We start from the raw sequence: 26,504 nt of genomic DNA, 5'->3' as shown, positions 1-26,504 counted from the left end.
TCAGCGAGCCATGCTCCGGCGCGACATCGAGCGCCACAGGTCGTTGCTGGGGCGCATCTGCTCCATGAGCTCGCGCTCCCACTCGTTCTCCACCTCGACGCCGGCGCTCTCGCAGGCCTTGCGGGCGGTGCTGGTGTCATCGGCGAACTGGTCGGACCACTCGCCGTCCTCGCCGACGAGAACGATGCGGGCACCACGCTTGCCGACGTACTCGATGACCGCCTTGGCACCACCGTGGCCGGCGGCGAAGGACTTGATCCCCGCGGTCAGTGTCGTATCGGAACCTTGAGCCATGACGGGAAGAGTAAGCAACTCAGATGGCCAGGCAAGTACCTCAGGCGGCCTTTTGTGAGAGGAATTACCTGCGGGTTTAGCCAATCGCCACGGAGCTATAACACCATTTTGAACGAATTGCCCGCATCCACAGCTTTCCATCTATTGAGTGACCTTGCGTAACCGAGAATAGGGCGAATTCGGTCGCGTTGTGCGACATCCGTGACACTCGGCCGATCACTTATCGCTTCCTACCCCTGCCGTCGCTTGCTCACACAACCCCTGGAACGCTGCATCCCTCGCCGTCCGGCAGCTCCCGCGCCCGGAGATTGGCACACGTCTTGAAGGCTCCGATCCGCCACGGCGGACGACCACCTGGGCGCGCGCTCAAAAACCGTCACGCCGAAGGCCATCGCACCGGCGAGCGAAGGGAGACACGAGGGCATCCGCAGCCGAGGCGGAACGCGAGAGGCGAGTCCCGGGTGGCGAGTCCCGGGTGGCAAGTCCCGGGTGGCGAGTCCCGGGTGGCAAGTCCCGGGTGGCAAGTCCCGGGTGGCAAGTCCCGGGTGGCAAGTCCCGGCTGGTGAGGCCCAGTAGCGAGAAGCGAGAGCCGAGTTGCGAAAGGCCGGCGGCGAGAGGCCCGCGGCGAATAGCCGATGGCGAGTCCAGAGTGGCGCGTGGCCGGTTATGCGTGGGGAGTGCCGGGCGGCGAGCGGCGAGTCGCGAGTGGCGAGTTACAAGCGGCGCGACGCAAGCCGTACAGCGAAAAGCCCGCCCCGCGGAGAGCGGGACGGGCCGATGTGGTGAGAGGGCGGCGGCTCAGACGAGGGCGTCGACCGCCACGGCGATGAACAGGATCGTCAAGTAGGTGATGGACCAGTGGAACAGCCGCATCGGCTTGAGCGGCTGGCCGGACCGGGAGCGCTTGACCAGCAGGAGCGCCTCGCCCAGGAAGGCGATGCCGGTGACGATGGCCGTGATGCCGTAGATGAGGCCCAGCCCGAGCGGCCACGCTGCCAGCGAGGCGGCCACGGTCAGCACCGTGTAGAGGATGATCTCGGCGTTGACCCGGCCGGCCGACCGCACCACCGGCAGCATCGGGATGCCGGCCCGGGCGTAGTCGTCCTTGTACTTGATGGCGAGCGCATAGAAGTGCGGCATCTGCCAAAAGAAGACAACCGCAAATAGCGCCCATCCCAGCGGCGCCACGCTGCCCGTGACGGCGGCCCAGCCGATGATCACGGGCGCCGAGCCGCAGATGCCGCCCCAGAACGTGTTGGCGGGCGTGCGCCGCTTCAGCCAGAGCGTGTAGACGACGTCGTAGTAGAAGATGGCCGCCGCGGTCAGCGCGGTCGCCAGCCAGTTGGTGAAGACGGCCATCAGCGCGACGGAGATCACGGCGAGCGTCAGACCGAAGATCAGCACGCTGCGCGGGGTGACCGTGTTGGCCGGCAGCGGGCGCCGCTTGGTGCGCCGCATGACCTGGTCGATGTCGCGGTCGATGTAGCAGTTGAGCGCGCTCGCGGCGCCACCCGCCATCGCCCCGCCGATCAGCACCACGGCGAGAGTGCGCAGGTCAGGCCAGCCCCCGGCGGCGATCATCATGGTCGGGACGGTGGTCACCAGCAGCAGCTCGACGATCTGCGGCTTGCACAGGGCCAGGTAGGCGCGGAACAGCGTCAAGAGATCGCGACGGGTCTCGGGGTGCACCGCTTCCGCGGCACCCTCGGGACCGCCGGGCGGCCGTCCTGGGACGGGACGCTCGGTGATCATGCTCACGGACTGCCACCTTCCGGCTTCGGCACTAGCCAATTCTCGCCCCGGCCGGCGCCAGCCGGCGGCACGCTGGGACAGCCTACGCTCAGCCATCTCCGCTGCTCTGGCGACCCTTGCCGGGTGCACGGCGTCACACGTCGCGTGTCCGCTCTCAGCGTATGGGCCTGAGCCGTTCCCCGGGCGGGGGTTTAGCCCAAGTGGATAGGGTCAAGCTCAAAAGGGTTCCCACAACCATGCCCCGAGGAGCACAACCGACGTGGCTGCCACAGATCCTGCTCTCAACTGGTCCGACCTAGACCGCAAAGCGGTGGACACCGTCCGGGTGCTGGCCATGGATGCCGTCGAGAAGTCCGGCAACGGCCATCCCGGCACGGCGATGAGCCTCGCTCCCGCCGCCTACCTGCTGTTCAACCGGGTCATGCGGCATGACCCGACCGATCCCCTGTGGGCCGGCCGGGATCGCTTCGTGCTCTCCTGTGGGCACTCCAGCCTCACCCTCTACATTCAGCTTTACCTGAACGGCTTCGGCCTGGCGATCGACGATCTGGCCTCGCTGCGGCAGTGGGACTCGCTGACCCCGGGCCACCCGGAGTACGGGCACACCCCCGGCGTCGAGGTCACCACCGGCCCGCTCGGCCAGGGCGTCGGCAACGCGGTGGGCATGGCGATGGCCGCCCGGCGCGAGCGGGGCCTGTTCGACCCGGAGCCCGACACCGGTGACTCTCTGTTCGACCACAATGTGTACGTGCTGTGCTCGGACGGCGACATCGAAGAGGGCGTCAGCCACGAGTCGAGCGCCATCGCCGGCGTCCAGAAGCTCGGCAACCTCACGGTGATCTACGACGACAACGAGATCTCCATCGAGGACGACACCCGCATCGCCAAGAACGAGGACGTCGGCGCGCGTTACGCCGCGTACGGGTGGCACGTGCAGCACGTCGACTGGCGCAAGGGCGACCCGTCCAAGGGCAGCGAGTACCACGAGGACATCGAGGCGCTCTACGCCGCGATCCAGGCGGCCAACAAGGTCACCGACAAGCCGTCGTTCATCGTCCTCAAGACGATCATCGGCTGGCCCGCGCCGAACAAGCAGAACACCGGCAAGATCCACGGCTCGGCGCTCGGTGCCGACGAGGTGGCCGCGACCAAGGAGATCCTCGGTTTCGACCCGAACGAGACGTTCGCGGTCGCCGACGACGTCCTCGCGCACACCCGGTCGGTGGTCGAGCGCGGCAAGGCGGCGCACGCCGAGTGGGACACCAAGTTCGAGACCTGGGCCAAGGCCAACCCCGAGCGCAAGGCGCTGTTCGACCGGCTGTCCGCGCACAAGCTGCCCGAGGGCTGGGAGAAGTCGCTCCCCGAATTCCCCGCCGACCCCAAGGGTCTCGCCACCCGGGCCGCCTCGCAGCAGGTCCTCAACGCGCTTGCTCCGGTGCTGCCCGAGCTGTGGGGCGGTTCGGCCGACCTCGCCGAGAGCAACAACACCACGATGAAGGGCGAGCCGTCCTTCATCCCCGCCGAGTACGCCACCAAGGCCTTCCCCGGCAACGAGTACGGCCGCACGCTGCACTTCGGCATCCGTGAGCACGGCATGGGCTCGGTCCTCAACGGCATCACCGCCCACGGCCGCACCCGGCCCTACGGCGGCACGTTCCTGGTCTTCAGCGACTACATGCGCGGCGCTGTCCGCCTCTCCGCGCTGATGAAGCTCCCGGTCGTCTACGTGTGGACGCACGACTCGATCGGTCTCGGCGAGGACGGTCCGACGCACCAGCCGATCGAGACGCTGTCCGCGCTGCGGGCCATCGTCGGGCTCGACATCGTGCGCCCGGCCGACGCCAACGAGACCGCGTACGCCTGGCGCGGCGCGATCGAGCACGGCGACCGCCCGACCGGCCTGGCGCTGTCCCGGCAGAACCTGCCGACGATCGACCGCACCAAGTACGCGTCGGCCGAGGGCACCCTCAAGGGCGGCTACATCCTCTCCGAGGCCTCCGGCGTCGAGCCCAAGGTGATCCTCATCGGCACCGGATCCGAGGTGTCGATCTGCCTGGCCGCGCAGGAGCGCCTGGAGGCCGAGGGCACCCCGACCCGGGTGGTATCGATGCCGTGCCTCGAGTGGTTCTACGAGCAGGACACCGCGTACCAGCAGCAGGTGCTGCCGCGCGGCGTCAAGGCCCGGGTGACGGTGGAAGCCGGCATCCGGCAGAGCTGGGACCGGATCCTGGGTGAGGCGGGCGAGCCCGTGAGCATCGAGCACTACGGCGCGAGTGCCCCCGCCAAGATCCTCTTCGAGCAGTTCGGGTTCACCGCGGACAACGTGGTGGCCAAGGCCAACGCCGCCCTGGCCAAGGTCGGCGAGATCACCGGTCACACGACCGGTAACTGAGGAGAACGTTATGACCGACAGGCTTGGTGAGCTCTCCGCCGCTGGTGTGGCGGTATGGCTCGATGACCTCTCCCGCCCCCGGCTGACCACCGGCTCGCTGAAGAAGATGCTGGAAGAGCAGCACGTGGTCGGTGTGACCACCAACCCCAGCATCTTCCAGAAGGCGCTTTCCGACGCCGACGCCTACGACGAGCAGCTCAAGGAGCTGGCCGCCCAGGGTGCTTCGGTCGACGAGGCGGTCCGTCAGATGACCTCCCGCGACGTGCGCGAGGCGTGCGACGTCGAGCGCCCGGCCTACGACGCCTCCAACGGCGTCGACGGTCGCGTGTCCATCGAGGTCGACCCGCGCAAGGCACACGACACCGAGGCCACCGTCGCCGAGGCGAAGGAACTGTGGTCGCAGGTCGACCGCGAGAACCTCTACATCAAGATCCCGGCGACCCTCCCGGGCCTGCCGGCGATCACCGCGGTGCTGGCCGAGGGCATCAGCGTCAACGTGACGCTGATCTTCTCGCTGGAGCGCTACCGCGCCGTGCTCGAGGCCTTCACCGCCGGCGTCGAGCAGGCCAAGGCGAACGGCCACGACATCAGCAAGATCGGCTCGGTGGCCTCGTTCTTCGTCTCGCGCGTGGACTCCGAGGTCGACAAGCGTCTCGACAAGATCGGCAGCGACGAGGCCAAGTCCCTCAAGGGTGCGGCCGCCATCGCCAACGCCCGGCTCGCCTACGAGGCGTACACGGAATATCTGATCACCGACCGCTGGAAGGCGCTCGCCGCGGCCGGCGCGCACCCGCAGCGGCCGCTGTGGGCGTCCACCTCGACCAAGAGTCCCGAGTTCAAGGACACGATCTACGTCGAGGAGCTGATCGCGGCCGACACGGTCAACACCATGCCGGAGTCGGTGATCAAGGCGTTCGCCGACCACGGCGAGGTCCGCGGTGACACGATCACGCCGAACTTCGAGGCCGCCCACCGGGTCTTCACCGACCTGGCGCAGGTCGGTGTCGACTTCGACGACGTGGTCAAGGTTCTGGAGAGCGAGGGCGTCGACAAGTTCGAGGCCAGCTGGAAGGAGCTGCTCGAGGGCGTCGACAAGTCGCTCAAGGCAGCGGCCAAGGGCTCGGACAGCCCGAGCGACGCGGCCTGACGAACAAGAGAGGGGACTCGCCTGACGCGGGTCCCCTCCTCTGTCCCTGCTAAGACACTTGCACGACACCGAAAACTGGCAGGATGGATCACGTGGGCAATCCGCTGCGTACCGCACAGGACCGCAGGCTCCCCCGGATCCCGGAGCCGTGTGCTCTGGTGATCTTCGGAGTCACCGGTGACCTGTCCCGAAAGAAGCTCATCCCGGCCGTCTACGACCTGGCCAACCGCGGTCTCCTGCCGCCCGGTTTCGTGGTTCTGGGCTTCGCCCGCCGCGACTGGGGTGACGGTGACTTCGAGTCGCTGGCCTACGAAGCGGCGAAGAAGGGCGCCCGGACCCCGTGGCGCGAGGACGTCTGGCAGCGTCTGGCCAGCCAGTTCCAGTTCGTACCGGGCTCGTTCGACGACGACGCCGCGTTCGACAACCTGGCCGAGACCCTCGACGACCTGCGCGAGCGCAACGGCATCCCGGGCAACGCCGCCTTCTACTTCTCCATCCCGCCGGCCGCGTTCCCGCTGGTGCTCAACCAGCTCAACCGCACCGGCATGGCCGACAACGCCAAGTCCGGCGGCTGGCGCCGGGTCGTGGTCGAGAAGCCGTTCGGCAACGACCTGCAGACCGCGCTGGCGCTGAACCAGCTGGTCGACGAGGTCTTCACGCCCGACGACGTCTATCGGATCGACCACTACCTGGGCAAGGAGACGGTCCAGAACATTCTGGCCCTGCGCTTCGCCAACAGCCTGTTCGAGCCGGTGTGGAACTCGAAATACGTCGACTCGGTGCAGATCACCATGGCCGAGGACGTCGGCATCGGCACCCGCGCCGCCTTCTACGACGCGTCCGGCGCCGCCCGCGACGTGCTGCAGAACCACCTGCTCCAGCTCCTGGCCCTGGTGGCCATGGAGGAGCCGACGAGCTTCGACCACGACGACGTCCGGGCCGAGAAGCTCAAGGTGCTCAAGGCGATCGCCATTCCGAAGGACATCGCCCAGGGCTCGGTCCGCGGTCAGTACCTGCCGGGCTGGGTCGCCGGTGAGCGGGCGGTCGGTTACCTCGAGGAGAAGAACATCCCGGCCGACTCCACAACGGAGACGTACGCCGCGGTGCGCCTCGGGATTCAGAACCGGCGCTGGGCCGAGGTCCCCTTCTACGTCCGCGTCGGTAAGCGCATGCCGCGCCGGGTGACCGAGATCGCGATCCTGTTCAAGCGCGCGCCGCACCTGCCGTTCGACCCGGCCGACGTCGAGATGCTGGGCAACAACCAGCTGGTCATCCGCGTGCAGCCCGACGAGGGCGTGGTGCTCAAGTTCGGCTCCAAGGTGCCGGGCACCACGATGGAGGTCCGCGACATCGCGATGGACTTCCAGTACGGCGAGGCTTTCACCGAGTCCAGCCCCGAGGCGTACGAACGTCTGGTGCTGGACGTGCTGGTCGGCGACCGGACGCTGTTCCCGGACGCCGCCGAGATCGAGCAGAGCTGGCAGGTCATCGACCCGCTGGAGGCCGCGTGGGCGGGCACCAAGCCCGAGCCCTACCGGGCCGGCGAGTGGGGCCCCCGCGCTGCGGACGAGCTGCTGGCCCGCGAGGGTCGCGCCTGGAGGCGAGCATGATCGGCTTGTGGGACACCACCGGCAACGAGGTGGTCAAGGCGCTCGCCGCCGAGCGGCGCAGCGCCGGCGGTGTGGCCTCCGGCCTCGCGCTGACCCTGGTCTCGGTGGTCGAGGAGAAAAAGGTCCGCGAGGCCGAGGCCGCGGCCACCATCGCGGCCGCCGCGCACCCGTGCCGGCTGCTGATCGTGGTGCGCTCCGATCTGGAGGGCCGCAGCCGCCTGGACGCCGAGATCGTGGTCGGCGGTCGTCTCGGTCCGGCCGAGGCGGTTGTCATGCGCATGTACGGTCGTCTCGCCCTGCACGCCGAGTCGGTGGTCATGCCGCTGCTGGCGCCGGACGTCCCGGTTGTCTCGTGGTGGCACCAGGAGCCGCCGGACATGATCGCGAACGACTTCCTCGGCGTGGTCGCCGACCGCCGCATCACCGATTGCGCGCAGGCCCCCGACCCGGTGGCCGCGCTGCGCCAGCGGGCGATCGACTACGCGCCCGGCGACACCGACCTGACCTGGACCCGCATCACGCTGTGGCGGACCCTGGTGGCCGGTGCGTTCGACACGACCGAGGCCCGGGTCATCGGCGCGACGATCGTGGCCCCGGCCAAGGACCCGACGGCCTGGCTGATGAAGGGCTGGCTGCAGTCGCGGCTGGGCATCGTGCCCGAGCTGCAGGCCTCCGACCGCGCGCCGCGGATGCACTCGGTGATGCTGCAGTGCGAGAACGGTGACACGGTGACGGTGACCCGCGAGGAGAACACCGCGCTGTTCAGCCGCACCGGCCAGGAGGACCGCTACATGCCGCTGCCCAAGCGGCCGGTCGGCGACGAGCTGGCCGAGGAGCTGCGCCGCCTCGACGCCGATCAGATCTACGCCGACGCGCTCGGCTCGATGGCCGGGGTCTCCGGGCTCGACCACCGGCCGCCGATGCGGGTGCACGTCTGGAAGGATCCGGCCCTGGCCGCCAAGGCGGGCGACGAGTCCGCGATGGCCGGCCCCGGCGGGACGGCCGCGTAACAGCAGAGATCGAAGCAGGCCGCTCGCCGTTCCGGTGGGCGGCCTGCGCCTTTTCCGACCGACAAGGAGAACCAGACGTGAGCAAGACCCTGGTCGTGGTGGTTCCGGACGCCGACACCCTGGCCGCTACCGTGGCGTCCCGGCTGATCGCCAAGATCGTGGACGCCCAGGCCGAGCGGGGCGCGGCCGGTGTGGTGCTGACCGGCGGACGGATCGCCAAGCGGGTGCTGGCCGCCCTGCGGACACTGCCCGAGGCCGCCGCGATCGACTGGAGCCAGGTCGACCTGTGGTGGGGCGACGAGCGGTTCCTCCCGGCCGGTGACCCCGAGCGCAACGAGACGCAGGCTCGCGAGGCCCTGCTCGACGCGCTGCCGCTCGACCCCGCCCGGGTGCACCCCATGCCCGCCTCGGACGGCCCGGACGGCGACGACGCCGAGGCGGCCGCCGCCCGCTACGCCGGTGAGCTGCGCCTGGGCGGCGCCGACCTGCCGCCGTTGGACGTGCTGATGCTGGGCGTGGGCGAGGACGGTCACGTGGCGTCGCTCTTCCCCGAGCACCCGGTGCTCAACGAGACGGCCGGCACCACCGCGGCCGTGCACGACAGCCCGAAGCCGCCGCCGACCCGGATCACCCTGACCATGCCGACGATCCAGTCGGCCGACGAGGTATGGCTCATCGCGGCCGGCCCGGACAAGACCGACTCGGTCGGCCGGGCCCTCAACGGCGACAAGCTGGTGCCCGCGGCCCACGCGACCGGCCGGACGAAGACCTACTGGCTGCTCGACAAGGCCGCGGCGGCCAAGGCCGGCTAGGACCGCGAGTCCCAGGGTGTGGCGGGGGCGCGGGTTCCCGCCCACCACCTGGACGTCGCTGACGGTGACCTCGATCACACCGGACCCGGATCTTAGAATGCGTTCCGTGCAGCCACAGATCCGCTCCTATCGGCCCACCGACCTCGATGCCGTCTACGACATCTGCGTCCGCACCGCCGACGCCGGCGGCGACGCGCGCGGGCAGAACAGCTCCGACCGTCTCGTCGGCGACATCTTCGCCGCGCCGTACGTCGTACTCGAGCCCACCGTGGCCCGCATCCTCGACGACGGGCACGGCAACGCGGTCGGCTACGTCGTCGGCACCACCGACACCGCCGAGTTCGTGCGCCGCTACCGCACCGAGTGGCTGCCCGCGACCGCCGGCCGCTACGGCGACGACCCCCGCGACCGGTTCTGGCTCGAGCTGCACCACAACCCCGAGCGCATGCTCGTGCCCGAACTGGCCGGCTATCCCGCCCACCTGCACATCGACCTGCTGCCGGAGTGGCAGGGCCGCGGCCTGGGGCGCGGGCTGATGACCTCGTTCCTGGCCGGGCTGCACGCGGCCGGTGCGCCGAGAGTGCACCTGGGCATGGCCCCGGCCAACACCGCCGCGCGCGCCTTCTACGACCGGCTGGGCTTCCACCCGATCGAGGTGCCGTCCGAGCCCGGAGTCGTCTATCTGGGCCGCGACACGGCCGTCTGAGCGGCCTTACGCGCGGCCGCGCCGCTGACGCAGCTTGGCCAAGGCCTCTTCGAGGATCTTGGCGCCGTCCTCATCGGTGCGCCGCTCCTTGACGTACGCCAGATGCGACTTGTACGGCTCGGCGCGGGACCGCCCCGGCGGGTTCTGCCGGTCGAGGCCGGCCGGCTGGCCGCACCGCGGGCAGTCCCACGCGTCGGGCGGCGACGCCTCGGCCGCGAACAAGATCTCGCTGGCGTGACCCGCCGCGCAGAAATAGGTCACTTCGCGCCGCGGGGCGGGCTCGCTGCGCTCGTCCGGGCGGACCGGGGACGAACCGACGCGGCTGCCACGGATCGCACTGCCACTGGACACGGACGTGACTCCTGTCTCGAGGGCGCTGATGTCTGCGGCCGGAAACCAGACCGAAACAGAGCAAGAGAAATGCCGCGCGCCCGGCAGAACCGGACGCGCGGCAGATTCTACGACTATTACGCTCCGTCAGGAAGCACGGGGCGTACGGGAACTCAAGAGCCGGGAATGGCGAGCCGCAGCCACAGGCCGAGGCCCACGATGCAGGCGAACCAGACGATGCCCACCAGAACGGTGTAGCGGTCGAGGTTCTTCTCGGCGACCGAGGAGCCGGCCAGGCTGGACGTGACGCCACCACCGAACATGCTCGACATGCCGCCGCCCTTGCCGCGGTGCAGCAGGATCAGCAGGGTCAGCAAAATGCTGGTGAGCACCAGCAACACGATCAACGTGTACGCGAACCACATCGGCATGGTCGGATAATTCCTCTCGAAGGGCACCTGAGCGGTCCAACAATAGCGTGTGCCCGGGCGATCTTTACGCCCGGGCACACGGTGACACGACTTGCGACGTCAGCGCGCCACGTGATCGCGGAACCGGGCGATCGAGGCGAACTCCTCGGCGTCCAGGCTCGCGCCGCCGACCAGGGCACCGTCCACATCAGGCTTGGCCATGATGGAGGCGATGTTGGCCGCCTTGACCGAGCCGCCGTAGAGCACCCGGACGGCGTCGGCGACCTCGGCCCCGTACGTCTTGGTGAGCTGCGCCCGGATCTCGCCGCAGACCTCCTGGGCGTCCTCGGGGGTCGCGGTCTTGCCGGTGCCGATCGCCCAGACCGGCTCGTAGGCGATGACGATCTGCTTGACCTGCTCGGGCTTCAGCCCGGCCAGGCCGGCGGCCACCTGCGACGTGCAGTGCTCGCAGTGCCCGTTCTCCTCGCGGATCGTCAGGCCCTCACCCACGCACAGGATCGGCGTCAGGTTGCTGGCGAAAGCCGCCTTGACCTTGGCGTTGACCAGCGCGTCGTCCTCGTTGTGGTATTCCCGCCGCTCGGAGTGACCGGCCAGCACGTAGGTGCAGCCCAGCTTCTCCAGCATGAACCCGGCGATCTCCCCGGTGTACGCGCCGGACTTGTGCTGCGAGATGTCCTGCGCCCCGTACACGATCCGCAGCTTGTCGCCGTCGACCGCGGTCTGCACGGTGCGCAGGTCGGTGAACGGCGGCAGGACGGCCACCTCGACGTCGGCCAGCTGCTGCTCGCTCAGGCTGGCGGCGAGCTTCTGCACCAGAAGGTTGGCCTCGAAGTGGTTGAGGTTCATCTTCCAGTTGCCCGCCATCAGGGGGCGACGAGCGTCCGCCATCACTTCTCCAGTGCTTCGATGCCGGGGAGGGTCTTGCCCTCGAGGTATTCCAGGGAGGCGCCACCGCCGGTCGAGATGTGCCCGAAGGCGCTCTCGTCGAGGCCGAGGGTGCGCACGGCCGCGGCCGAGTCGCCGCCACCGACCACCGAGAAGCCGTCGATCTTGGTGATCGCCTCGGCCACCCCGCGGGTGCCGGCCGCGAACGGGGCCAGCTCGAACACGCCCATCGGGCCGTTCCAGAACACGGTCCGGGCCGGGCCGATGGCCTCGGCGAAGAGCGCGACCGACTCGGGGCCGATGTCCAGGCCGAGCCGGTCGGCCGGGATCTCGGACGCGGGCACGGTGACGTGGTCGGCGTCGGCCGAGAACTCGGTCGCGGCGACGACGTCGACCGGCAGCACGATCCGGCCCTGGGCCTCGGCGAGCAGGTCGCGGCAGGTGCCGACCATGTCGTCCTCGAGCAGCGACTTGCCGACCTCGTGGCCCTGGGCCTTGAGGAACGTGAAGCACATGCCGCCGCCGACCAGGAGCTTGTCGACCTTCGGCAGCAGGGCCTTGATCACGGCGAGCTTGTCGGACACCTTCGAGCCGCCGAGCACCACCACGTACGGCTGCTCAGGGCTTTCGGTGACCTTCTTGAGCACCTCGACCTCGGTGAGGACGAGACCGCCGGCGTAGTGCGGCAGCCGGGCCGCCACGTCGAAGACGGAGGCGTGCTTGCGGTGCACCGCGCCGAACGCGTCGTCGACGTAGACGTCGGCGAACCCGGCCAGCTGGTCGGCGAAGGCGCCGCGCTCGGCGTCGTCCTTCGAGGTCTCGCCCGCGTTGAAGCGCAGGTTCTCGAGCAGCAGCACCTGGCCGTCCTCGAGAGCGCCGGCCTTGGCCGACGCGTCCGCGCCGACGGTGTCGGCGGCGAAGATCACCGGCGAGCCGAGCAGCTCACCCAGCCGGGTGGCGACCGGGGCGAGCGTGTACTTGGGGTCGGGCGCGCCCTTGGGGCGGCCCAGGTGCGACGTGACGATGACGCGGGCGCCGGCGTCACGCAGCGCGACCAGGGTCGGCAGCACCGCCCGGGCGCGGCCGTCGTCGCTGATCACGCCGGGGTTGCTCTTGTCGAACGGGACGTTCAGGTCGGCGCGCACGAGCACGCGCCGACCCGAGACACCCTCGCCGAGCAGGTCGTCGAGAGTCTTCAAATCAGGCTCCGACGAGCTTGACCAGGTCGACCAGGCGGTTCGAGTAGCCCCACTCGTTGTCGTACCAGCCGACGACCTTGACCTGGTTGCCACCGATGACCTTGGTCAGGCCGGCGTCGAAGATGCAGGACGCCGGGTCGGTCACGATGTCCGAGGACACGATCTCGTCCTCGGTGTAGACCAGGATGCCCTTGAGCGGGCCCTCGGCGGCGGCCTTGATGGCGGCGTTGACCTCGTCGACCGAGGTGTCCCGGGCGGCGGTGAAGGTCAGGTCGGTGGCCGAGCCGGTGGGGATCGGCACCCGCAGCGCGAAGCCGTCCAGCTTGCCCTTGAGCTCCGGCAGCACCAGGCTGACCGCCTTGGCGGCACCGGTCGAGGTCGGCACGATGTTGAGGGCGGCGGCGCGGGCGCGGCGCAGGTCCTTGTGCGGGCCGTCCTGCAGGTTCTGGTCCTGGGTGTACGCGTGGATCGTGGTCATCAGACCCTTTTCGATCCCGAACGTGTCGTTCAGAACCTTCGCCATCGGGGCGAGGCAGTTGGTCGTGCAGGACGCGTTCGAGATGATCGTGTGCTGCGCGCCGTCGTACAGGTTGTCGTTGACACCCATGACGATGGTGATGTCTTCGTTCTTGGCCGGGGCCGAGATGATGACCTTCTTGGCGCCCTGGTCGACGTGCGCCTTGGCCTTGCTCGCGTCGGTGAAGAAGCCGGTCGACTCGATGACGACGTCGGCGCCCAGGTCACCCCAGGGCAGGTTGTTGGGGTCCTTCTCGGCGTACGCCTTGAAGGTCTTGCCGGCGACGGTGATCTCGTCGGCCGTGGCCTTCACCTCGTGCGGCAGGCGGCCCAGGATCGAGTCGTACTTGAGCAGGTGAGCCAGCGTGGCGTTGTCGGTCAGGTCGTTCACGCCGACGATCTCGATGTCCGCACCCGAGGCGAGAACCGCCCGGAAGAAGTTGCGGCCGATACGGCCGAAGCCGTTGATGCCAACCCGGATGGTCACAGGTGGATCTCCTCGTTTCGGTCCGCCGGAATTTGCGACCGGCGGAGGGTCTGCGTTGCCGACCAGGTCGAGGGCCGGCAGAGGGGCGTCCGGCCGCCGCGCCTTAGCTGAGGAGGCGCCGCGGCGAACCGGCGGCGCACAGCGCGGTCGGCCGAGCTGCCGGCACCGTCGCCGTCAGTAAGACCCTATCCGAGGCCCCCCGCACAATTTCCGAGGGGTCACGACGCCGCCGCGCCGTTAACCAGGACTTCTTGTCAAGGACAACCCAGGCGTACGGGATGTGACGGCAGGCCCACCGCGGGCGGTCAGCAGGCCATCATCTCCGGGGTGACAGCGGCCTCGGTGTCGGGGATGCCCAGGTCGCGGGCGCGCTTGTCGGCGAGGGCGAGCAGACGCCTTATACGGCCGGCGATCGCATCCTTGGTCAGCGGCGGATCGGCCAGGGCACCCAGCTCCTCCAGCGAGGCCTGGCGGTGCTCGAGGCGCAGCCGGCCGGCCGAGGTGAGGTGGTTGGGAGCCTCGTCGGCCAGGATCTCCAGGGCGCGGGTGACCCGGGCCGCGGCGGCCACGGCGGCGCGGGCCGAGCGGCGCAGGTTGGCGTCGTCGAAGTTGGCCAGCCGGTTGGCCGTGGCGCGGACCTCACGGCGTACGCGGCGCTCTTCCCAAGCCAGCACGCTCGCGTGCGCGCCGATGCGGGTGAGCAGCGCCGCGATCGCGTCCCCGTCCTTGATGACCACCCGGTCGACGCCGCGCACCTCGCGGTCCTTGGCGGTGATGCCGATCCGCCGGGCCGCCCCGCGCAGGGCCAGCGCGGCCTCGGGACCGGGGCAGGTGATCTCGAGCGCGCTCGACCGGCCGGGCTCGGTCAGCGAGCCGTGGGCCATGAAGGCGCCCCGCCACGCGGCGACCGCGCAGCAGACATTGGCCGAGACCACGTGCGGCGGCAGACCCCGCACCGGCCGGCCGCGCACGTCGAGCAGACCGGTCTGACGCGCGAGCGCCTCCCCGTCCTTGACGATGCGCACGATGTAGTGGCTGCCCTTGCGCAGCCCGCCCGAGGCGAGGACGTGCACCTCGCTGGGGTAGCCGTAGACGTCGGCGATCTCGCGCCGCAGCCGCCGGGCCACCGCCCCCGTGTCGAGCTCGGCCTCCACCACCACCCGGCCGGAGACGATGTGCAGGCCGCCCGCGAACCTGAGCAGGGCCGCCATCTCAGCTCGCCGGCAGCAGGGCTTGGGCACGTCGACCCGGCTCAGCTCATCCTTGACCGCTGCCGTCATAGCCATCGTGTTGTCACCTCATGCGCCGGATCTTGAACAGTAAGTGCCGCATAACCCTTGCTTTAACGATCGGCACCCAGGACAGGCACCAGGGCAACGCCCAGCGATCCAGGATCATGCCTCGGGCTCCCGTCCGCAACGGCCACCGGTGCCAGCACGAGGCGCGCCCCCAGCGACTCGGCCGCCCGCCGGACCGGCTCGGGCTCGCCGACCCAGCGTCCGTCGGCCAGCACGACGTCGACCCGCAACCCCGGCAGATACCAGTGCAGCGCGGCCAGGTGGTCGGCGGCCGACAGGCCGAGCGTCTCGTTCTCGGTGGCCAGGTTGAGCGTAACCAGCCGCCGGGCCGAGCTTTTCATGATCGCCTCAGCCAGGCCCGGCACCATCAGGTGCGGCAGCACGCTGGTGAACCAGCTGCCCGGGCCGAAGATCAACCAGTCCGCCTCGTCGATCGCGGTGATGGCCTGCCCGCAGACCGGCGGGTCGGCCGGGTGGATGCGGACCGCCTCGACGTGACCATGCGCGACCGCCACGGCATGCTGACCACGGATCGTGACAACGTCGTGGGGATGCTGCGGGTCGGCGCCGCGCACGTCGGCCTCGATGCCGATCGCGTGCCGGGCCATCGGCAGCACCCGGCCGCGCGCGCCGACCATGGCCGCGGCCTGGTCGAGCGCCTGCACCGGGTCGCCCAGCATCTCCATCAGGCCGAGCAGCAGCAGGTTGCCCACCGCGTGCCCGACCAGGGGATCCGGGCCCTCGCCACCGACCGCGGGAATCTCGGCGAAGCGGTACTGCAGAAGTTTGGCGGTGCGCTGGGTGACCGGCTGGTCGTCGGCCAGCGCGGCCAGGGCCTGGCGCAGGTCACCGGGCGGCAGCAGCGCGTCGCGCTCGGCCAGCAGGCGGCCACTGGACCCGCCGTCGTCACCCACAGTGACGACGGCGGTGATGTCCAGGTCGAGCTGGGCGGCACTGCGGCGCAGGGCCCGCAGCGAGGCGCTCAATCCGTGGCCGCCGCCGAAGGCCACCACCCGAACGGGGGGCCGGATCACTCCCGCCCCAGGTCGCGATGGGAGGAGTGGGCGGCGAGGCGCATGTCACGCAGCTGGGCGGTGAGCTCCTCGGCGATCGCGACGCTGCGGTGCTTGCCGCCGGTGCAGCCGACCGCGACGGTCAGGTAGCGCTTGCCCTCACGCTCGAAGCCGGGTGCGGTGGCGGCGATCAGACCCGCGTACGTCTTCACGAAGTCGCCCGCGCCCTCCTGGTCGAGGACGTAGGTGCTGACCGCGTTCTCCAGGCCCGTGTGATCGCGCAGGTCGGGCACCCAGAACGGGTTGGGCAGGAACCGGGCGTCCATCACGTAGTCGGCGTCCGGCGGCAGACCGTACTTGAAGCCGAACGAGAGCACGGTGATGCGCAGCCGGCGCACGTCCTCACCGCCGAACAGCTCCTCGACCCGGCGGCGCAGCTGGTTCACGTTCAGGTGGCTGGTGTCGATGATCACATCGGACTGCTCGCGCGCCTCGGCGAGCAGTTTGCGCTCGGCCGCGATGCCGTCGGCGAGACGTCCGTCACCCTGCAACGGGTGCGACCGGCGCACCGACTCGAACCGCCGGATGAGCACGTCGTCCTCGGCGTCGACAAAAACGACCCGGGGCGAGAAGCCGCGCTCGCGCAGCGCGTGGATGGCGCCGGCCAGATCGGTCGAGAACGCGCGGCTGCGGACGTCGAGGACCATCGCCGTCCGCCGGGCGGCACCGCCCGCCTGGAAGGCGAGCTGGGCCATGTCGAGCATGAGCGCCTGCGGCAAGTTGTCGACGACATAGAAGCCGACGTTTTCCAGCGCGCGGGCGACCGTGCTGCGCCCACCCCCGGAAACGCCGGTCACGACCACCAGATCGGTGGCCACCTCGTCGGGATCGGTCGCGTCGGCCACGAACTCCGGCATCGACTCCGTCACGCACGCCTCCCAGCGTCGCTTCGCCCGCACCCCCGGCGGACACAACATCCTAGGCCGAAGCCGGCACCGGCATCCTCTCGGACGCCTGTCATCCATCCGATCGGTGCCGCGGCTCCAGTTGTCACAACAACCACACCCAGCCCCACCTTCCGCCCCAGCCCGTGATCTTGCCGACCGACCAGCCCGGCACTCGCCGGTCAAGCTGCCCGCCGCCGACCGAACTACCTCCGCGCCTGCCGACCGAATGACCCCCGCCGGCCAGCCGCGCGCTTACCGCTGGAGCAGCCCGACGCTGCCGACCAAGCCGGCCGTCGCGCCTGCCGACCGAGTCACCCCCGCCGGCCAGCCGAACTGCTCCGCGCCATCCTTTCTTCCGGGGGCCGGGGCGAACTTACGCTCTCGCGAGGGATCATGCTTTGCGTTGTCCACAGGGGTTGCCGGTCGGCCGGGCGTTGTCCACAGGGGCCGCAGCCGGGCAGTTCTTGCGCCACGCTTTACGCATGACCGAACCACCCGGCCGGCATTACCCGGCCCCTCCGCGACCGACGTCAGTTGCGCGACGGCGCCTCGGGGCGGGCGGCCTTCGAGCGGTTGGCGCCGGCCTTCGTGCGTCCCGCTCCCCCGGTCGGGACGGCGCCGGGCTCGGCCTCGCCCTGCGGCTCGGCGGTCTTGGCCGACTCGGGGTTCAGCGCCGCCAGCAGCGCCTCGGCCGTGCGGCGGCCGATGCCGGGGATCTCGGTGATCTCCTCGGGGGTCGCCGCGGCCACCCGCTTGAGGGAGCCGAAATGGCGCAGCAGCGCCTTGCGACGGGTCTCCCCCAGACCGGGCACGTTGTCGAGCGCCGACGCGGTCATCCGCTTGGAGCGGCGCTGCCGGTGGAACGTGATCGCGAAGCGGTGCGCCTCGTCGCGGACGCGTTGGAGCAGATAGAGCGCCTCGGAAGTACGCGGGAGGATGACCGGGAAGTCGTCGCCCGGCAGCCACACCTCTTCCAGTCGCTTGGCCAGGCCACACAGGGCGACGTCGGTGATGCCCAAATCGGACAGCACCGCGGCCACGGCATTGACCTGCGGCTGGCCACCGTCGACGACGACGAGCTGGGGTGGATAGGCGAACCGGCGCGGCCGCCCGGTCAGCGGGTCGATGCCGGGCAGGTCGGCGGTCGCGATCTGCTCGTCAACATCGGCGCCGGCCGACGCGTCCGCAGCTGGCGCATCCTCGGTCACCGACTCCCCGGCCGCCGCGGCCTCGGCCCAACTGTCCTCGCCGCGCTCCGCCCCGGCTGTGAGCACACCGGTCGAACCCGGGCCGGCGGACGCCGCGCCGACGTTGTCCGCGTCGGTGGGGGCGAATTCGGCGTCGTCGTCGGGGCGGTCCTGGGGGGCGTCGGCGCCGGGCTGGGCGCGGAAGCGCGCGAACCGGCGCCGCATGACCTCGCTCATCGCGGCGAGGTCGTCGGTGCCGCTGCCGTCGGGGTTGCCGCGAATCGCGAAGCGGCGGTATTCGCTCTTGCGGGCCAGGCCGTCCTCGAAGACGACCATCGAGGCCACCACGTCGGTGCCCTGGATCTGGGAGACGTCGAAGCACTCGATGCGCAGCGGCGCCGAGTCGAGGCCGAGCGCCTCGGCGATCTCGTCGAGCGCCTTGCTGCGGGTGGTCAGGTCGCCGGCGCGACGCAGCTTGTGCCGCTGCAGGGACTCGCCGGCGTTGCGGGCCACCGTCTCGAGCAGCGACCGCTTGTCGCCACGCTGCGGCACGCGCAGCGAGACCCGGCTGCCCCGGTGGTCGGAGAGCCAGTCGGCCAGCGCCCCGGCGTCCTCGGGCAGGGCGGGCACGAGCACCTCGCGCGGCACGTCGCCCTCGCCCTCCTCGCCGCCGTAGACCTGGCTGCAGAAGTGGTGGACCAGATCGCCGGTGGTCAGATCCTCCACTTTTTCGACGACCCAGCCGCGCTGACCGCGGATCCGGCCGTCGCGGACGTGGAAGACCTGGACGGCCGCCTCGAGCGGATCCTCGGCGAAGGCGACCACGTCGGCGTCGGTGCCGTCACCGAGCACGACGGTCTGCTTCTCCATCGCCCGGCGCAGGGCCGCGATGTCGTCGCGCAGGCGTGCGGCCTTCTCGAACTCGAGCTCCTCGGAGGCCTGCATCATGTCGCGCTCGAGCCGCTTGACGAACGTGTCGGTGCGCCCGGCCATGAAGTCGCAGAAGTCGTCGACGATGGCGCGGTGCTCGTCGGCGCTGACCGAGCCGACACAGGGCGCCGAGCACTTGCCGATATAACCCAGCAGGCAGGGGCGGCCGATCTGACCGGCCCGCTTGAAGACACCGGCCGAGCAGGTGCGCGCCGGGAAGACGCGCAACAGCAGGTCGAGCGTCTCGCGGATGGCCCACGCGTGCGAATAAGGCCCGAAGTAGCGCACACCCTTGCGTTTGGCGCCGCGCATCACCTGGAGCCGGGGGTATTCCTCGTTGAGGGTCACGGCCAGGAACGGGTAGGACTTGTCGTCCCGGTATTTCACGTTGAAGCGCGGGTCGAACTCTTTGATCCAGGAGAACTCGAGCTGCAGCGCCTCGACCTCGGTGCCCACCGTCACCCAGTCCACACTGGCCGCTGTGGTGACCATCTGCTGCGTTCGCGCGTGCAGCGACCAGGTGTCGGCGAAGTAGGAATTCAGCCGGTTCCGCAGGTTTTTGGCCTTGCCCACGTAGATCACGCGGCCGCCCGGATCACGGAAGCGGTAGACGCCCGGCGACTCGGGGATCGTTCCCGTCGCGGGCCGGTAGCTGGAGGGGTCTGGCACAGGCTCAACAGTAGTGCGGGGGACTGACATGATTGTCCGACCGGAGGTCCGTCGCCGCCGCCACGGTGTCGGACCTCCGGCCGATCAAACAGTGGTCAGGCGGCGACGATGTTGTCGCCGTCCACCTTGACCTTCGTCTCGGGCAGGGCCTTGGTGGCCGGCCCGGAGGTCGGCTCGCCGGTCTCGATCGAGAACTTGCTGTTGTGGCACGGGCACGAGATCTGGCCACCGTCGATCTTGTTGACGTCGCAGCCGGCGTGCGTGCACACCTTGCTGAACGCCTTGTACGTGCCGGCCACCGGCTGGGTGATCACCAGGTCACCGGCGATGATGCCGCCGCCCTCGGGGATGTCACCCGTGGCCGCGAGCGAGGTGCCGCCGGAGCCGCCGTTGTCACCGGCGTTGCCGTTGCCGGCGCCCGCGCTGCCGGCCGGCCCGGGGGTGTCGCTGAAGTCGGTGCCGTTGCTGTTGGTGGTCGGCGTGGCCGTGCCGCAGGCCGCCAGAACCGCCGTGGCGCCCGCCGCACCGGCCCCGAGCAGGACCAGACGGCGCGTCGAGGCCGTAGCCGGACGGCGGGGTTCCTCCTCGCGGAGCTCCTCGGCGTCGGGTGTGGTCTGCACGTCTGTCATCGCTTGCCCTCCAGTGCCTGGTCCGCGTGAGTGGTCACGCGGCGTCGCCTCTATTTACGCTGCCGCGGCTTGCCGGGTTCAGGCTTACCGCGAAAATCTCCGCCGCCGGACGCGGCGATCTAACCATGTTCGCGGGCTTTTGCCCCCACGCGGCAACGCCCGGTCGAGGTTATGTCCCCGACCGGGCGTCGTAGCTATGAGTCACCTGTGATGTTGCTGATGACTGCCGCCGTTACAGTGCCGCCTTGGCCCGGGAACGCGTCGCCCGGGCCTTGGGAGCAGCCTTCGCGGCGCTGCCGGTCGCCTTCGCGGCACTGCCGTTGGCCTTGGCGGTGCTGCCGTTCGCCTTGGCCGCCCGGGCCGTCGCGGCCGGTGCCCCCTGGGGCTCGCCCTCGAGGCCCAGCATGTGCCGCAGGAACTGGCCCGTGTGGCTCTCGGGCACCTCGGCCAGCTCCTCGGGGGTGCCGGTGGCCAGCACCAGCCCGCCCTTGCTGCCGCCCTCGGGACCCATGTCGATCAGCCAGTCGGCGTTCTTGATCACGTCGAGGTTGTGCTCGATGGTGATCACCGTGTTGCCCTTGTCGACCAGGCCGTTGAGCACCAGCAGCAGCTTGCGGATGTCCTCGAAGTGCAGGCCGGTGGTCGGCTCGTCGAGCACGTAGACGGTCTTGCCGGTCGACCGCTTCTGCAGCTCGGACGCCAGCTTGACCCGCTGCGCCTCACCGCCGGACAGGGTCGGCGCCGGCTGGCCCAGACGCACATAGCCCAGGCCCACGTCGACCAGCGTCTTGAGGTGGCGGTGGATCGACGTGATCGGCTCGAAGAAGGTCGCCGCCTCCTCGATCGGCATCTCCAGCACCTCGGAGATCGTCTTGCCCTTGTAGTGCACCTCGAGCGTCTCGCGGTTGTAGCGCGCGCCCTTGCAGACCTCGCACGGGACGTAGACGTCGGGCAGGAAGTTCATCTCGATCTTGATCGTGCCGTCGCCCGCGCAGTTCTCGCAGCGGCCGCCCTTGACGTTGAACGAGAACCGGCCCGGGCCGTAGCCGCGCACCTTGGCCTCGGTCGTCTCGGCGAACAGCTTGCGGATGTTGTCGAAGACGCCCGTGTAGGTGGCGGGGTTGGATCGCGGGGTGCGGCCGATCGGCGACTGGTCGACGCCGACGACCTTGTCCACTTCCTCCAGGCCGCTGATGCGGGTGTGCCGGCCGGGCACCATGCGGGCGCCGTTGATCTGGTTGGCCAGCACCGTGTAGAGGATGTCGTTGACCAGCGTCGACTTGCCCGAGCCGCTCACCCCGGTGACGGCGATGAACTGGCCGAGCGGGAACCCGACGGTCAGGCCGCGCAGGTTGTGCTCGCGGGCCCCCTGGACGACCAGCTCGCGGCCCGGGATCTGAGGGCGGCGACCGGCCGGGGTCGGGATCGACTTGCGACCCGACAGGTAGGCCCCGGTGGGCGATTTCGGGTTTTTGAGCAGACCCGCGACCGAGCCGCTGTGCACGATGTGACCGCCGTGCTCACCGGCGCCGGGGCCGATGTCGACGATCCAGTCGGCCTGCCGGATCGTGTCCTCGTCGTGCTCGACCACGATCAGCGTGTTGCCCAGGTTCTTCAACCGCACCAGCGTCTCGATCAGCCGGTGGTTGTCGCGCTGGTGCAGGCCGATCGACGGCTCGTCGAGCACGTAGAGCACGCCGACCAGGCCGGAGCCGATCTGGGTGGCGAGCCGGATGCGCTGGGCCTCACCGCCCGACAGGGTGCCGGCGCCGCGGTCGAGGGACAGATAGTCGAGGCCCACGTCGACCAGGAACCGCAGCCGGGCGTTGATCTCCTTGAGCACCCGCTCGGCGATCATCTTTTCCCGGTCGTCGAGCTTGATGCTCGCCAGCATGTCGGCGCAGTCGCCGATCGACAGGTTGCAGACCTCGGCGATGCTCTTGCCGGCGATGGTCACGGCGAGCACCTCGGGCTTGAGCCGGGTGCCGCCGCAGACCGGGCAGGGCACGTCGCGCATGTAGCCCTCGTACTTGTCGCGCGACCAGTCACTTTCGGTGTCGTTGTGCCGCCGCTCCAGCCACTGCACCACACCCTCGAAGCCGGTGTAGTAGGACCGCTCACGCCCGTACTTGTTGCGGTAACGGACGTGGACCTGATCCTCCGAGCCGTGCAGGATCATCTTTTGCGCGCGGGACGAGAGCGAGCGCCACGGTGTGTCGACGCTGAACTTCTCGGCCTTGGCCAGCGCCTCGAGCAGGCGCAGGAAGTATTCCTGGGTCTGGCCGCCGGACCAGGGCTGGATCGCGCCCTCGCGGATGCTGCGCTCCTCGTCCGGGATGAGCAGCTCGGGGTCGACCTCTTTCTTGGTGCCCAGACCGGTGCACTCGGGACAAGCACCATACGGCGCGTTGAACGAGAAGACCCGGGGCTCGAGGTCCTCGATCGCCAGCGGGTGGTCGTTGGGGCAGGCCAGGTGCTCGCTGAAGCGGCGCTCGCGCTGCGGGTCGTCCTCCGGCAGGTCGACGAAGTCGAGCAGCACGATGCCGCCGGCCAGGCCGAGCGCCGACTCGATCGAGTCGGTGAGCCGCTGCTTGCTGCTCGCTTTGACGCTGAGCCGGTCGACCACCACCTCGATGGTGTGCTTCTCCTGCTTCTTGAGCTTCGGCGGCTCGGTCAGCGGGTGGACCACGCCGTCGACCCGGGCCCGGGCGTAGCCCTTGGCCTGCAGCTCGGCGAAGAGGTCGACATACTCCCCCTTGCGGCCACGGATGACCGGGGCGAGAACCATGAACCGGGTGCCCTCGTCCATGGTCAGGACCCGGTCGACGATCTGCTGCGGGGTCTGCTTGCTGATCCGCTCACCGCAGACCGGGCAGTGCGGGATGCCGGTGCGGGCGAACAGCAGACGCAGGTAGTCATACACCTCGGTGATCGTGCCGACGGTCGAGCGCGGGTTGCGCGACGTCGATTTCTGGTCGATCGACACCGCCGGGGACAGACCCTCGATGAAGTCGACGTCGGGCTTGTCCATCTGCCCGAGGAACTGCCGCGCATACGACGAGAGGGACTCGACGTAACGCCGCTGCCCCTCGGCGAAGATCGTGTCGAACGCGAGGCTGGACTTGCCGGAGCCGGACAGACCGGTGAACACGATCATGGCGTCGCGGGGCAGGTCCAGGTTGACGTCGCGCAGGTTGTGTTCGCGCGCGCCTCGAATAGTCAAACGGTCGGCCACCAGCCAGCCTCTCCGTACAGGTGTATGAATCAAGCAGAGCCGCGGCCACTCTAGCCAGGGGGTACGACAAGTTTTGCCGCCGACAGCGCCAAGGAGGTGCAGCGCTTGTCACATCGCGCTAATTCCCGCATCGGGGGCGCGAGAAGCTCACTCTTGCGGGGGAACCGGCAACGAGCGTACGTCCCACAGCTGCACGCCGCCCACCTGCCGCGGCGGGCCGAGGGCGGTGGTGAGGGTGTCGAGCAGGGGGCCCTCGTTACGGCTGCCGGGGACGAGCACCACCACGGCCGCCCGCCAGTGGACCAGGTCGGCGGTGATCCGCTCGCGGTCGGCACCGGTCAGCCGGGGCCGCACACCGTACGCCTGCACCTGCCACAGCAGGTCGGAGGTGAACCGGCGGGGCGCGTTCCAGGAGCCGGTGTCGTCGACCGGCGGGTTGACCGGGCCCATGAAGTAGCCCCGGGGCGACCGGTGTTCCAGGTGGTTGAGCGCCGCCCACCGCATGCCCGCCCGGCCGGTCGTGACCTCGGGCAGCGGCACGGTGACCAGGCTGCGGTCGTCGGTCACGTACTGCCGCCAGGTGCCCTGAGTGAACAACGGCGGCAGCGGGGTGCCCTCGACGACCGGCAGCGGCTTGGGGAACAGCGGCACCAGCGCGAGCACCAGGCCCACCTGCCACCACCGCCGCCCGCGCGGCGAGACCGTCCGCATCCGGTCGGTGGCCAGGGCCAGCAGCAGGCCCGCGATCGTCGCCGGCACCATCGCGAACCGGGTCACGCTGACCAGATCGATGATCGGGACGTGGCTGATCAGGCCGAACGGCAGCGGGAAGCCGGTCTGGTGACCGAACACCACCAGCCGGGGACCCATCGAGGCGACCAGCAGGACGAGCGCCGAGACGGCCAGGGCGCGGGCCGCGACCGAGCGCCACAGCACCACCACCGACGCGACCACCATCAGGAAGCCGACGGGACCGAAGAACATGTTGTCCTCGGTGCTGCTCACACTCATCTGCCGGGTCAGCTCGGCGTTGCCGGCCAGCGACTGCCGCGCGAACCCGACGAGCGAGGCCAGATCGGTCGCGTAGTCGTCCGGGGCGAAGGGCTGGCCGTGGTAGTTGCCCGGGGCGAAGAACTGATACCACAACGGGTAGGCCAGCAGGGCGGCTGAGAGGCCGGCCGCGACCCCGAGACCGGCCAGCAGGGGCCGCGCCTCACTCCGGGCGCGGGCCGGGGCCATCAGCGCGTACGCCACCACGAAGACGCCGAGGGCCAGCGCGGTGAAGAGCAGGCTCTCCTCGTTGATGAAGACCTGCACCACGATCAGCAGGCCCAGGATCACGCCGCCACGCCACCGGCGGCCGGGCTCGCGCAGCCGCAGCACCTGCCAGACGATGAACGGCAGCACCCACTGGCTGACGAAATTCACATGCCCGTTGGCGTGCGAGACCATCGTCGGCGCGAAGCCGCACCACAGCCCGCCGATCCAGGCCGCGACCCGGCTCGTCACCAGGTGCCGTGACAGCACCCAATACCAGGCGAAGGCGGTGCCGGCCAGACCGAGCGTGAGCAGCAGCGCGACCGAGACGCCGGGACCGAACCAGTGCGTGACCGGCGCCATCGGCAGGCTCAGGGCCAGCACCGAGGTGTTGGCCATCATGTTGACGCCGTCGGGCACGTTGAGCCGGTCGCTGAAGAACGGGTTGTCGCCGTGGAACAGCACCCGCTCGCCGTGGGCCAGCATGAACAGGAAGACGCCGTGGTCGTCGTCGTTGTTCGCCAGCACCCGGCCGTTCGGGTCGCGCCACAGCCGGCTCATCACCAGCAGGGCGAGGACCAGGTAGGTGAGCCCGGCCCAGAGGTCGGCCCGGGAGCGGCGCGGGGCAGCGGGCGTCTCGAGCCGTGAATCGGCGTTCTCGACGACTTCCTTCACCGCACGCACCGGTGCATTGTGACAGAGCGGTGTGTCAGGAACGCCTGCGGCGGTGCCCGGCCGCCCCGGTCAGCCGAGCCGACTGACGGGCCGACTCGATCTCGATCTCGTGCCTCAGCTTGCGCCAGCTGGCCAGCCGGCGCGGCGCGAGCGTGCCGTCGGCGACCGCGAGCGTCACCGCGCAGTCCGGTTCCGACTCGTGCCGGCAGTCGTCGAAGCGGCACCCCCCGGCCAGCTCGGTGACGTCGGCGAAGGCGCGGCTCAGCCCCTCGGCGGTGTCCAGCAGGCCGACTCCGCGGATGCCCGGCGTGTCCAGGACGGCCCCGCCCCCGGCCAGCAGGACCAGATTCCGGTACGCGGTCGTGTGCCGGCCCTTGCCGTCGACGTCGCGGATCTGCTGAACCGGCATGACGGTCGTCCCGGCCAGGGCGTTGACCAGCGTCGACTTCCCGGCCCCGGACCGGCCCAGCAGGGCCAGGGTGCGACCCTTCCCGGCGTACGCCCGCAGTTGCTCGACGCCGAGCGAGAGCCGCGCACTCACCGCGACCACCGGCACACCCGGCGCGATCTCGGCGACCTGCCGGGTGATCGCCTCCGGGTCGGCCGCCGTGTCGGCCTTGGTCAGCACGAGCAGCGGCCGGGCGCCGGACTCCCAGGCCAGGGCGAGCAGGCGCTCGATGCGGGCGTCGTCCGGCTCCGGGTGGATCGGCTCGACCACGGCCACAGTGTCCATGTTGGCCGCCAGGACCTGACCGGTGCTGTCCTTGTCGGAGGTGCGGCGGATCAGGCAGGTCCGCCGGGGCAGGACGGCTTCGACCGTGGTCCGGCGGTCGGGCCAGTGACGTTGCACCACCCAGTCGCCGGCACAGGGCAGCAGAGCCGGATCGTGGGCGGCCTTGAGCAGCACGGAGCCGCCGAGGCTGGCCCGGCCGGCGCCGGTCGCGTCGAGCACGGTGCAGACGCCGCGATCGGCCCGCAGCACACGGCCGGCGGTGGCGTCGGAACGGTCGAAGGGGCGGTAGGCGGATGCGAGGAACTCGTCCCAGCCGAGCTGGGACAGATCGTGCGACATGGGAACCCGTTTCGGAAAGGG

21 protein-coding genes are annotated in these 26,504 nt (G+C 70.1%); 6 read left to right on the top strand and 15 right to left on the bottom strand.

Going from position 1 to position 26,504, the window contains the following annotated elements; all coding sequences use genetic code 11:
- Complete coding sequence (locus NAG42_RS13560; protein ID WP_127501455.1) at positions 1-294, bottom strand: hypothetical protein; 294 nt, start codon at positions 292-294, stop codon at positions 1-3.
- 798 nt (positions 295-1,092) lie between these two features.
- Positions 1,093-2,052: a heme o synthase gene (locus NAG42_RS13555; RefSeq protein WP_438872402.1), complete on the bottom strand. Its 960-nt coding sequence runs from the start codon at positions 2,050-2,052 to the stop codon at positions 1,093-1,095.
- Positions 2,053-2,380: 328 nt separating this feature from the next.
- Here NAG42_RS13555 and tkt point away from each other — a divergent pair, with 328 nt between their 5' ends.
- The 6 genes from tkt (at position 2,381) to NAG42_RS13525 (ending at position 9,723) form a co-directional block, all read left to right on the top strand.
- On the top strand, positions 2,381-4,438 hold the full coding sequence (tkt, locus tag NAG42_RS13550) for a transketolase (protein WP_250030885.1): 2,058 nt from the start codon (positions 2,381-2,383) through the stop codon (positions 4,436-4,438).
- 10 nt (positions 4,439-4,448) lie between these two features.
- On the top strand, positions 4,449-5,585 hold the full coding sequence (tal, locus tag NAG42_RS13545; protein WP_250030587.1) for a transaldolase: 1,137 nt from the start codon (positions 4,449-4,451) through the stop codon (positions 5,583-5,585).
- A gap of 92 nt (positions 5,586-5,677) precedes the next feature.
- Entirely contained in the window at positions 5,678-7,195 is a 1,518-nt protein-coding gene (gene zwf / locus NAG42_RS13540) for a glucose-6-phosphate dehydrogenase (RefSeq protein ID WP_369077098.1), read from the top strand.
- Positions 7,192-8,205: a glucose-6-phosphate dehydrogenase assembly protein OpcA gene (locus NAG42_RS13535; RefSeq protein WP_250030585.1), complete on the top strand. Its 1,014-nt coding sequence runs from the start codon at positions 7,192-7,194 to the stop codon at positions 8,203-8,205. Before zwf ends, NAG42_RS13535 begins: the two co-directional genes overlap by 4 nt.
- A 77-nt stretch (positions 8,206-8,282) precedes the next feature.
- Positions 8,283-9,017: a 6-phosphogluconolactonase gene (pgl, locus tag NAG42_RS13530; RefSeq protein WP_250030584.1), complete on the top strand. Its 735-nt coding sequence runs from the start codon at positions 8,283-8,285 to the stop codon at positions 9,015-9,017.
- A gap of 106 nt (positions 9,018-9,123) precedes the next feature.
- The gene (locus NAG42_RS13525; RefSeq protein ID WP_250030583.1) at positions 9,124-9,723 is read left to right on the top strand and encodes a GNAT family N-acetyltransferase; all 600 of its coding nucleotides are present in this window, start codon (positions 9,124-9,126) and stop codon (positions 9,721-9,723) included.
- 6 nt (positions 9,724-9,729) lie between these two features.
- Here the strand turns inward: NAG42_RS13525 and NAG42_RS13520 are convergent, their stop codons facing one another.
- The 13 genes from NAG42_RS13520 to rsgA all read right to left on the bottom strand — a co-directional run bounded on the left by NAG42_RS13520 (position 9,730) and on the right by rsgA (position 26,483).
- Positions 9,730-10,074, bottom strand: coding sequence for an RNA polymerase-binding protein RbpA (locus tag NAG42_RS13520; RefSeq protein WP_250030582.1), 345 nt, complete (start codon positions 10,072-10,074; stop codon positions 9,730-9,732).
- A 152-nt stretch (positions 10,075-10,226) separates the two neighbouring features.
- The gene (gene secG / locus NAG42_RS13515; protein ID WP_250030581.1) at positions 10,227-10,484 is read right to left on the bottom strand and encodes a preprotein translocase subunit SecG; all 258 of its coding nucleotides are present in this window, start codon (positions 10,482-10,484) and stop codon (positions 10,227-10,229) included.
- Between the two features lie 99 nt (positions 10,485-10,583).
- Complete coding sequence (gene tpiA, locus NAG42_RS13510) at positions 10,584-11,372, bottom strand: triose-phosphate isomerase (protein ID WP_250030580.1); 789 nt, start codon at positions 11,370-11,372, stop codon at positions 10,584-10,586.
- A complete protein-coding gene (locus NAG42_RS13505) occupies positions 11,372-12,568 on the bottom strand; it encodes a phosphoglycerate kinase (protein ID WP_250030579.1) in 1,197 nt (398 codons plus the stop codon). The genes tpiA and NAG42_RS13505 overlap by 1 nt, the downstream gene beginning before the upstream one ends.
- A gap of 1 nt (position 12,569) precedes the next feature.
- The gene (gap, locus tag NAG42_RS13500; RefSeq protein ID WP_250030578.1) at positions 12,570-13,571 is read right to left on the bottom strand and encodes a type I glyceraldehyde-3-phosphate dehydrogenase; all 1,002 of its coding nucleotides are present in this window, start codon (positions 13,569-13,571) and stop codon (positions 12,570-12,572) included.
- Between the two features lie 305 nt (positions 13,572-13,876).
- Positions 13,877-14,857: a DNA-binding protein WhiA gene (gene whiA, locus NAG42_RS13495; protein WP_250030577.1), complete on the bottom strand. Its 981-nt coding sequence runs from the start codon at positions 14,855-14,857 to the stop codon at positions 13,877-13,879.
- 56 nt (positions 14,858-14,913) lie between these two features.
- On the bottom strand, positions 14,914-15,900 hold the full coding sequence (locus NAG42_RS13490) for a gluconeogenesis factor YvcK family protein (RefSeq protein ID WP_438872409.1): 987 nt from the start codon (positions 15,898-15,900) through the stop codon (positions 14,914-14,916).
- The gene (gene rapZ / locus NAG42_RS13485; protein WP_250030884.1) at positions 15,900-16,799 is read right to left on the bottom strand and encodes an RNase adapter RapZ; all 900 of its coding nucleotides are present in this window, start codon (positions 16,797-16,799) and stop codon (positions 15,900-15,902) included. The genes NAG42_RS13490 and rapZ overlap by 1 nt, the downstream gene beginning before the upstream one ends.
- Positions 16,800-17,359: 560 nt before the next feature.
- Positions 17,360-19,615, bottom strand: a complete 2,256-nt coding sequence (uvrC, locus tag NAG42_RS13480) for an excinuclease ABC subunit UvrC (RefSeq protein ID WP_250030575.1) — start codon at positions 19,613-19,615, stop codon at positions 17,360-17,362.
- A gap of 95 nt (positions 19,616-19,710) precedes the next feature.
- On the bottom strand, positions 19,711-20,244 hold the full coding sequence (locus NAG42_RS13475) for a Rieske (2Fe-2S) protein (protein WP_250030574.1): 534 nt from the start codon (positions 20,242-20,244) through the stop codon (positions 19,711-19,713).
- Positions 20,245-20,476: 232 nt separating this feature from the next.
- Complete coding sequence (uvrA, locus tag NAG42_RS13470) at positions 20,477-23,479, bottom strand: excinuclease ABC subunit UvrA (protein ID WP_250030573.1); 3,003 nt, start codon at positions 23,477-23,479, stop codon at positions 20,477-20,479.
- 147 nt (positions 23,480-23,626) lie between these two features.
- The gene (locus NAG42_RS13465) at positions 23,627-25,420 is read right to left on the bottom strand and encodes a DUF6311 domain-containing protein (protein ID WP_250030572.1); all 1,794 of its coding nucleotides are present in this window, start codon (positions 25,418-25,420) and stop codon (positions 23,627-23,629) included.
- Between the two features lie 25 nt (positions 25,421-25,445).
- Positions 25,446-26,483, bottom strand: a complete 1,038-nt coding sequence (gene rsgA, locus NAG42_RS13460) for a ribosome small subunit-dependent GTPase A (protein ID WP_250030571.1) — start codon at positions 26,481-26,483, stop codon at positions 25,446-25,448.
- Positions 26,484-26,504: the final 21 nt, after the last annotated feature.

Origin of the sequence: Paractinoplanes maris, from assembly GCF_023544465.1 — a bacterium.
GTDB classification, from domain to species: domain Bacteria; phylum Actinomycetota; class Actinomycetes; order Mycobacteriales; family Micromonosporaceae; genus Actinoplanes; species Actinoplanes maris.
This window is presented reverse-complemented; position numbering and strand designations above follow the sequence as displayed.